Here is a 9,101-nt window from a genome sequence, read left to right as displayed (position 1 = left end):
ACTAAAGTCCTCACTACTAACCTATTTTTACGGTGATTAGTTACAATCCTGAAGAAGGACTAAAGTCCTCACTACGAACCTATTTGATTGCGGTTATTCTAGGTGACACAATATTAGCTGTTGGCCTGCAATTCGCCTAGACGAGCTAATACTTCTTTGGAGTGAATGGCGGGATTAACTTTGACAAAGGTTTCCCGCAAAATGCCTTCAGGGTCAATAATAAAACTGTGCCGGGATGAGATAAAACTCATCCAAGAACCGTAAGCTTTACTTATTTTGCCGTCGGTATCTGCTAATAGCGGAAATTTCAAACCTTCAGAGTCGCAAAATTCCGCGTGGGAGTTGATATCATCAGCGCTGATGCCGATGATTTGAGTGTTTTTTGCTAAGTATTTCGGCAAGTCTTGCTGGAATCGACGCGCTTCGATCGTACAACCGGATGTAAAATCTTTGGGATAGAAGTAGACTACCAGCCACTTCCCGCGATAATCGGACAGCGAGATTTGCCCGTCGCCGCTGTTTGTCGGTAAGCTAAAGTCTGGTGCGGCTTGATTCACCGCCGGCAGCTTGCCACCGAGGGCCAAGGCTGGAGGGGCAAAATTGAAACTCAGAAAGGCTAGACAAATTGCCAATAAAGTGCTAAAAAACTTGCGCCGGGAAATCATAAATTAACAAGTAGAACTGTACTTAACACAAGTTTACAGTTTTCTGATTAAATGGGTAGGGGCAATTCGCGAATTGCTTCTAATAGTGACATACTCCTACACTGACGCTCGTACAGTACAGTGTAGGCTTCTCAGCGACTCCAGCTATTGCTTCGGACGTTAACTGAGCTTTAAGAACGGAATGCCCTACCGCTCTGTTTTTGATATTTATTGCTGCATTATGGTCGCGGTCAAGACTACATCCACAATGGGGGCAGTCGTGCCATCTCTCATGTAGCTTCTTAGGAACTTTAACGCCACAAGTAGAACAATCTTGACTTGTACCAGACGCTTTAACAGGGATAACCAACAAACCAGCATTTTCGGCTTTGTTTGTCAGTATCGACAGAAAGCTTGACCATCCGGCATCAAGAACAGATTTTGCCAACCATGTACGCGCAAGTCCTTTGACATTCAAATCTTCAACCGCGACAACATCATATTTTTTTAACAAGTTGTTAGCAGTTTTGAAATGAAAATCTTTACGTTTGTCGGCAACTTTTTTATGCTGCTTGCCCAACTGTTTTACCGCTTTTAATCTTCGATTGCTTCCTTTTTTACGACGGGAAACACGCTTCTGAATAACTTTTAAACGTTTTTGAGATTTGCGATAATGTTGAGGTATAGCAACAGTTTTACCCTCAGAAGTTGTCAAAAACTCCTTTAAGCCAACATCGATACCAGTTATTAAATCTGGATTGAAATCTGGTTTAATTGTTGGCACTGTCGCATCTTCCAGGCTGAGGGTTAAATAGTAACCGTCAGCTTTTTTAGTGACAGAAGCAGTTTTGATTTTGAAACCATTCGGAATGGAACGATGCAAAACAACCTTAACTTTTCCAAACATCGGAAGATTGATTAAATTGTTTTGCAAGCATCCATCCTTCATTTGAGGATAGGTAAAGGTTCTGTAGTGGTTGCGAGACTTAAATCTTGGTCTGCCACTACGTTTTCCGTTACTGTCACCCTTCAAGAATCTATCAAAAGTTACCTTGACTCTCTTGACAATATCCTGAAGAACCTGCGAGTAAATTTCGCCATACCAAGGATGAGTTTTCTTGAGGTTAGGTAGTGTTTTCTTTTGACTGTAGTAATCGGGATTGTCCCGTAATTCTGGAAGGTGACAAACAAGAGGACAAGCATTGATAGGACAACGATTTTGCTCGTACCAGTTAAATCTATCTGCCAACAAATAGTTATATTGAGCGCAAAGCATAGACAACCACCTGTCTAATTCTATTGCTTGTTGTTTGCCTGGGCGTAATTTGTACTGGTATGCCGTCCTCATTTGCTTTTACCTCCTGTTAGCACTATGGTAGCATGATTGTGTAACCATTGTGTAGCCACATGAAAAATAAACAATTAAGATTAAGGATGTCTGAGCGACGTTTCCATAAGTTACGGCTATATGCTGTTCAATCCGATAAGACAATGACTCAAGTCATTGAAGAGCTGATTGACTCATTGCCAACATCAAAGATTGGCAATGAGTCACCGACCGACATCGCTAATTGAACTGCGTTCAATATTGCTCGTCGGTCAATTCCTCATTGCCTCGCATTCATCCCACACTAACCTGAGTACAGGTATGGTGTGGGGATTCTGCTGTGCTTGCTAAATCTGAGTTACCCACCCCTTTGATGATTCGGTGTTTAAAACCGCTTTTATACAGAGGATGCCCGCTTCTGCTGGCTAGGAAATAAAGGGAACATTTAGCCAGGATTTGGTATCAAACCGAAATATCACTTACTCAAATAGCAATTTACTTATGAGCGCTGCACTCCCGTTAACAGGCAAAGTTACAGTAGTCCAGGTAATTAATGGTCAACCGGTGACGATCGAAGTAGATGGCACTAATGCGCCGATTACTGGGGGAAATTTTGTTGATTTAGTTGAACGTGGCACCTACGATGGGGTGATGTTTCACCGAGTTGTGCGCCAGCCGGATCCTTTTGTGGTGCAAGGGGGCGATCCGCGCAGCAAGGATACTAGCATTCCGGCGGGTCAATTGGGAACGGGTAATTTTATCGATCCGGATACTAATCAGGCGCGTTTTATTCCTTTGGAAATCAAGCCGCAAGGGGCGGCACAGCCAGTTTACAACCAAGTTGTCACGCAAAAGCCACAGTTGCCTCACACGAAAGGGGCGGTGGCAATGGCTCGTTCTAATAGTGGTTTAAATACGGCTTCTTCGCAGTTCTATTTTACTTTGGATGCTTTGCCGTTTTTGGATGGCAATTATGCTGTTTTTGGCAATGTAATTCAAGGTTTTGAGACGGTTAATGCGGTGCAGCAGGGCGATCGCATTTCGAGTGCCAAAGTTGTTGCAGGGATTGTCCCCAGTCGGGTTTCGAGTATTATTCCCAATGCTGCTGTGTTGAATAGTTTTGTGAATAATACTAATTTTGTAAATCTGCCTTTGCGATCGCTCAACTTGCCTAATACGCCGAACAACTATCAAGTCACTGCCCAAGACTCTCAGCAAAACCCCAGCGGCGTGCGCGGAGGTAGCGCCAACGATCGCATTATCGGTTCATCGATTGATGATGCCATCAACGGCGGCAAAGGCAACGACACTATCACCGGGGAAGCAGGCGACGATTTTCTCAGAGGTGGCAAAGGTAGCGACTTAATTAGCGGTGGTGTTGGCAACGATATTATCAACGGAAATTTCGGCGACGATACTCTTAATGGCGATGCTGGTAACGACTTTTTACGGGGTGGGCAAGGGAATGATGTCTTAAATGGTGGCGATGGCAATGATATTTTGATTGGGGATACAGGCAACGATACTCTCACCGGAGGTAGTGGTGCAGATACTTTTGTTTTGGTCGGAGTCGATCCTGCGAGTCTGCCTTTTATTCTGCTACTCCCAACGAATCATACAATACTTGATTTTAAACCAGGTGAAGGCGATCGCATTGCTTTGACAGGAAAATTATCGGATACCACATTCACTCAATCTGGCAGCGATACTTTAATTAACTTAGCTGGGTCTCCTGCTATTGTAAAAAATGCTACTGTCGATTCCGTCAGAAATGCAGTTTTTGCAATTCCTTTGTCTCCGATTGTTCCTCGTCCTAATGACCTACCCACTGGCGATGCAGCCTTAAGAATTGGGTAGTTTTAAGTGAATTGGGTTGAGTTCAACTCGACCCAATTTCTAATACTTTTCGGCTCAATATCCATATCTTTTATTAGATGCCAGCCCCTGGTTATACAATCTATTTTTTATGGCTTATGCCAAATTTAATTAATAACATAACTTTCTAAGTTTAGAGACAGCATCTTGATAGCAATCCATTCTCGCTTGCTGCTTAAACAGCCCTGCCGATTTCTGAAAATCCTCAAATGCTCCTTGAACTTCTCTCAATTTATATCTAGTCACTCCTCGGTTGAAGTAAGCTTTGGCAAAATTGCGATCGAGGCGAATTGCTGATTCAAAATCAGCTAGTGCTGCGAGGGAATTTTCCATTTGCAAGTGGATAGTGCCTCGGTTAAAGTAAGCTTGAGCCAAATTGGGGTTGAGCATCAGTGCTGAGTTGTAATCTGCGATCGCCCCAGCATAATCTTTTGAGCCAGCTAGCATAAACGCCCGATTGTTGTAATACTTGGCTCGATAGGGATTGAGTTCGATGGCGGTAGTTAAATCGGCGATCGCAGACTGTTTGTCGCCTAATCTGTAGCGGGCAACACCGCGATCGTTGTAAGCTGGTGCGAATTGCGGATTAATGTTTATTGTGGCGGTGAAATTTTTAATCGCAGCGTGCAAGTCCTTTTGTTCGAGACTTTTTAAACCTGCACTGTAAACCTTCTTGGTGCTAACGTCTAAATTTGCCTCTTGTCGCGCTTGGGCTTGCTCGCCCGAAAATACTTTACCTGAAGTATTGGCGAATCCCAAAAATTCGATCGAATTGAAAATAGTTGTGACAGCTAATTGACTCGGGAGAAAGGGGATAGTACGCATGGGAGGGCGGGTGTTTAACTGTATGCTCTAATTTTCTTGCATCTTTCAGCTACTGACAGTGATATCCGTACTCTCGGGGAGGTGATAAGTTTGAGGAGATTTGGTGATGCTCGGGGATTGATTTGTGTGATGACAGTTGGGTTTAGTTCGTGACGCCAGTCACAACCAAGGATAATTGCGTCTATAAACCGCTAAATTTCGTAGTTTTAAGCGAACTGAACAATTTATTTTTGCTAGCCAGATTCACCAGAGAAAGAGGGAGAGAGGAAGAGGTTGAGAATATTTGACGCTGGAGGAGAATAGTTTATTAAAATATACAATTTAAATGGGCAACAGCTTCTTGCATTGTCGCAATATATGCTATCAGTAAATTCCGATCGCACTTGCGAGCATCTGATACAGGGTTTAGGGAAAAAAAATCTCTAGCACCGACGCATCTGTGAAGCAACCCATTTTCTAGGTAAGAGGATTCACCCGCGACTCGCCGAGTTAAGTTGGGGGCTGGGCTAAGGGCGATCGACATTTCACTGATATTTTTGAGTAATATTGCCGATGAAAGTTGCTTATTCTTTGATATGCTCTGATTACACATCAAGAATCTATTGCAATTAGTGTCAATGAAAATAGTTCTGACGTTAAAAACTTTCTTCGCGACAGTATTCGCGATCGCCCTATTTAGTCTCTACTTAACTCCTCCTGTGATTGCCGCGAATGCCGAGGATCTGAGTCAGCTATTAAAAGATAATTGGTGCGTCAGCTTTCTGTGGAAGCAATGCGATTTGAGCGCTGCCGATTTGCGAGGAGCTAATCTCCAAGAAGCCAACTTGAGCGGTGCCAACCTGAGCGGCGCCAACTTGTCCGGTGCTAATTTAAAAAATGCTGACCTTTCTGACGCAGATCTCACCAGCGCCAATTTAGCAAATGCTGATATTTTGGGCACGGATCTCAGTCGAGCCAATTTGACCGAAGCTAATTTCAACCGCACAAAATTGTGGGATGCTAATCTGACTTTGGCAAATCTGAGTCGCGCCAATTTACAAGATGCTAATTTGTTGGATTCTAGACTTTGGGGAAGCAATCTCACCCAAGCTAATTTAACTGATGCGACCCTGCACGGTGCTGATTTGCAATATGCTAATCTGGCAGACACTAATTTGACAAATGCTGATTTGCACAGCTTCTTTTTCCGAGGTTCCAAACAAGTCACAAATCTGAGCAATGCTAATCTAGAAGGCGCTAATTTAACGGGAGCAAATCTCAGAGGTGCGGTGCTGAATGGAGCGATAATGCCCGACGGCTCTATTAATAATGAAGAAATTGGCTTTAATTTAAAGTAAAGTCTGAATACAGTTGACAGTTGACAGTTGACAGTTGGCAGTTGACAGTTGACAGTTGACAGTTGACAGTTGACAGTTGGCAGTTGGCAGTTGGCAGTTGGCAGTTGTGAGTTCTCAGCAGTCAGTAATTAATAGACATTTAACTAATGACTAATGACTAATGACTAATGACTACTGACTTAATTCGATCGCCAAACTGCATCCCACGGCCCGCCGCCAACTTCCAAACCGGCCAAAGAACTTTGAGCCTCTAAGATAATTTTAGAGCGCTGCTTGCCATTTTTCTCAACATTTCCCCCCAACAATTCTCGCAGTTGCAAGCGCAATTCGCCGTGCGTCGTATCGCGGCAGCAAAAAGCCAGACCCTTGGCTGTAGGAGTTCGCACATAGGTGCCAGAACTTTTTGTACTGCCACTTAACTCAACTTCAAACTGGCTGTTTCTCGCCTGCATTTTCCAGCTTCCCCAAGGTTCAATATTCCAAGTTACTTGGGAATTCCAAGGCACAAATTCGTAGAATTTGCCTCGGTAATGGATGCCAATCATTGCTACCGATTCCATCCACCACAGCACGCCCCGCTTGCCACCCCCAGCAGTTAATGCTAAATCGCTTTCGCCTTGAAAACAATTGCAATTTATCCAAAACCATTTTTGCGGAAAAGCACCGCCCCAGTTTTTTTCGGTGTAAGCGGGAGCGTCTTTAAATTCATAGCGTTCGCCGTTCCAATCGATCCAACCCGTGGCTAAACCGTGAGCCATTAAAATTTGCCATCCAGGCTCAAACACTGGCAAAAAAGATAGCATTCCCGCCGTGGATTTTTGGAGTTCGTCGGAGTTTCCCCAGCCGTAAACAGGTTTGATTTCGTATTGCCAAAAACAGTGATTGCCAGTTCCTGGATCGTGCAGATAACCTTGATTCAAAGTAGCAGTAGCTTGATAGCCTTCTTCGATACGGCTGTCGAATACTTGTGGTTCTAAATATTCTGGTTTAATTTGTAAATCTGTTTTGCCCCAATGTCCTAAACCCAATGTGTCTCGGTGCGCCCAAAACTTATTTACATCGGGGAAGGTGCGGCACAAATAGCTATCTTTGGGGCCGAGAATTTGGGCGGCACCGCCGCTGTAAGGTTGACCGCCTCTGGGGTCTTCTATGGAATACATGAATGCAAAGGATTGTCCGTGAATTGGTAATGTTATTCGGTAGTACCAGCCTTCAAAAAAGCGCCGGGAACTGCCGTCCCAGTGGTAGCCGCTGTGGGGAGTTTCAATAGTTTTGAGTTTTGAGGCTGTATTTGACATAATATTACTAATAGCAAAACAAGAGTCATTGGTCATTGGTCATTGGTCATTGGTCATTGGTCATTGGGCATAGGGCATAGGGCATAGGGCATTAGTCATTAGACCTCTTGCAAAATAATTTTCTGATATAATGGAAAGTTTTGCTTTAGTTGATTAGATATCTCCCAAAAAGCCTGTGAATAACAGGCAGGATGCCTGTTCCACAATTATGGGAGATGTTTAATTCAAAGCCTCTGATTATAACATATATCTTTTTTGCAAGAGGTCTATTAGTCATTGGTCATTAACTAAAAGGAAGAAGCAGGCTTAGTACATTACCGATTACCGATTACTGACTGTAGTCGCGCTGGGAGAGAATGAGGGTGAAAAATAAAACCTATCCACTCCTTAAATGAACAGTGAACGATTAAAGGACTTTCGTCAAGCAGCATACGATTTATTGGTGAAAGCCAATGATGCAACATTCGAGCTGATGGATGCAGTGATGACCACTCCGAATGCGTCATCTCTCGCGGAATTTTCGCTCAATCCATTATTCTCTTCGTCAATGCAAGAGCGTTTACGAAGCGTTACAAGACACAAGACCAGACCGGAAAAAACTCATGGAGTTGTATCTGAAGCAATTACAGAAAGAAACACCCCCAACAGAACACATATTAGTAGCAATTGACCACACTGCATGGGAGAGAGCAGATGCCAAAACATTAAAAGACAGAACCCATGAATATCAAAGAGGTGTAATTGTGGGGCAGGGGTACAGTACCATTGCGTGGATACCTGAAGAAAAAGGAAGTTGGGCATTACCCCTGCTCCATGAAAGAATTAGTAGCGGGTCTTCACCCATACTTCAAGCAGCTTCCCAACTTAAACTTGTCTGTGAACAGAGTGTCAATCCAGTTTTAGCAGTTTTAGATGCTGGATATGGGAATGCAAGCTGGGTACTGGCACTAACAGAAGCGGACATCCCTGCTGATTGCAACCATGAGAGTCCGAAAAAATGCCTGCTTATGGTCAGCACCACCAGCATATAGTGGTCGCGGTAGACCACCCAAACATGGTCAAAAAATGAGACTCAATGACCCAACCACATGGCTTCAAGCGAATACAGAGATTGAAATTGATGAACATCCAGATTTGGGAAAAGTCCGAGTCAAACAATGGATTGACTTGCATTTTTATCGCGCCCCTGGACAAAAAGTCAATTTAATCCTGGTGGAAAGAATGAAGCCCATGTCAAATGGTCAGCCGTTTCCACCCTTATGGTTGGCTTGGGTTGGAGAACGAACTCTACCTTTGGAAATAGTCTGGTTCAAATATTTACGACGTTTTGGAGTCGATCATTGGTATAGGTTTGCCAAGCAAAGATTGCATTGGACATTGCCTAATTTGAGAACCCCTGAACAATCCGAGCGTTGGAGTGATTTAATGCCGTTGATGAGTTGGCAACTGTGGCTGGCCAGAGATTTAGTAATCGAGAATAGACTTCCTTGGCAATCTGCTAATATCAATTTAACCCCTGGACGTGTTGCCCAATCAATGTTTTCGCTTTTAGTTGACATTGGTACTCCTACAAAAATCCCTAAACATAGGGGAAAATCCCCCGGCTGGGAAAAAGGAAGGGTACGAACTAAGGCACCATGCTATCCCACTGTCAAAAAACGGGTTTCTCGGCGCAAAAAGTCTTCAAGATTAGCTATTTAATCTGATCCCTCTTGAGTTTTTAAGCAACAGCTTGCCTGAGATTCAAAGGTGGCTACTTTTAGCTGTACTCATTTTTTAGTCTAAACTACAGTTA

Annotated in this window: 8 protein-coding genes; 4 read left to right on the top strand and 4 right to left on the bottom strand. The window is 43.6% G+C overall.

What is annotated here, in order from left to right; all coding sequences use genetic code 11:
* Positions 1-113 precede the first annotated feature (113 nt).
* Entirely contained in the window at positions 114-665 is a 552-nt protein-coding gene (locus tag JGK22_RS31675; protein WP_293193812.1) for a peroxiredoxin, read from the bottom strand.
* 79 nt (positions 666-744) lie between these two features.
* Entirely contained in the window at positions 745-1,992 is a 1,248-nt protein-coding gene (locus JGK22_RS31670) for a transposase (RefSeq protein WP_293195860.1), read from the bottom strand.
* Between the two features lie 480 nt (positions 1,993-2,472).
* On the opposite strand from JGK22_RS31670, the gene JGK22_RS31665 reads away from it, so the two are divergent.
* A complete protein-coding gene (locus JGK22_RS31665; RefSeq protein WP_293224023.1) occupies positions 2,473-3,828 on the top strand; it encodes a peptidylprolyl isomerase in 1,356 nt (451 codons plus the stop codon).
* 129 nt (positions 3,829-3,957) lie between these two features.
* Here JGK22_RS31665 and JGK22_RS31660 read toward each other — a convergent pair whose 3' ends face one another.
* Positions 3,958-4,671, bottom strand: coding sequence for a tetratricopeptide repeat protein (locus JGK22_RS31660; RefSeq protein WP_293207348.1), 714 nt, complete (start codon positions 4,669-4,671; stop codon positions 3,958-3,960).
* A 617-nt stretch (positions 4,672-5,288) separates the two neighbouring features.
* Here JGK22_RS31660 and JGK22_RS31655 point away from each other — a divergent pair.
* Entirely contained in the window at positions 5,289-6,008 is a 720-nt protein-coding gene (locus tag JGK22_RS31655; protein ID WP_293176447.1) for a pentapeptide repeat-containing protein, read from the top strand.
* 179 nt (positions 6,009-6,187) lie between these two features.
* Here JGK22_RS31655 and JGK22_RS31650 read toward each other — a convergent pair whose 3' ends face one another.
* Positions 6,188-7,306: a tocopherol cyclase family protein gene (locus tag JGK22_RS31650; RefSeq protein WP_293176445.1), complete on the bottom strand. Its 1,119-nt coding sequence runs from the start codon at positions 7,304-7,306 to the stop codon at positions 6,188-6,190.
* A gap of 497 nt (positions 7,307-7,803) precedes the next feature.
* On the opposite strand from JGK22_RS31650, the gene JGK22_RS31645 reads away from it, so the two are divergent.
* Together JGK22_RS31645 and JGK22_RS31640 are read left to right on the top strand one after the other, a co-directional pair.
* Positions 7,804-8,337 carry a transposase gene (locus tag JGK22_RS31645; protein ID WP_363319200.1) on the top strand — a complete coding sequence of 178 codons (534 nt, stop codon included), beginning with the start codon at positions 7,804-7,806 and terminating at the stop codon, positions 8,335-8,337.
* A 34-nt stretch (positions 8,338-8,371) separates the two neighbouring features.
* On the top strand, positions 8,372-9,007 hold the full coding sequence (locus JGK22_RS31640; protein ID WP_293207344.1) for a hypothetical protein: 636 nt from the start codon (positions 8,372-8,374) through the stop codon (positions 9,005-9,007).
* Positions 9,008-9,101 lie beyond the last annotated feature (94 nt).

Origin of the sequence: Microcoleus sp. PH2017_08_TRC_O_A (genome assembly GCF_020738665.1) — a bacterium.
GTDB lineage: Bacteria > Cyanobacteriota > Cyanobacteriia > Cyanobacteriales > Microcoleaceae > Microcoleus.
Note: the sequence above shows the minus strand (reverse complement) of the source record. Positions and strands in the feature narration are given on the sequence as shown.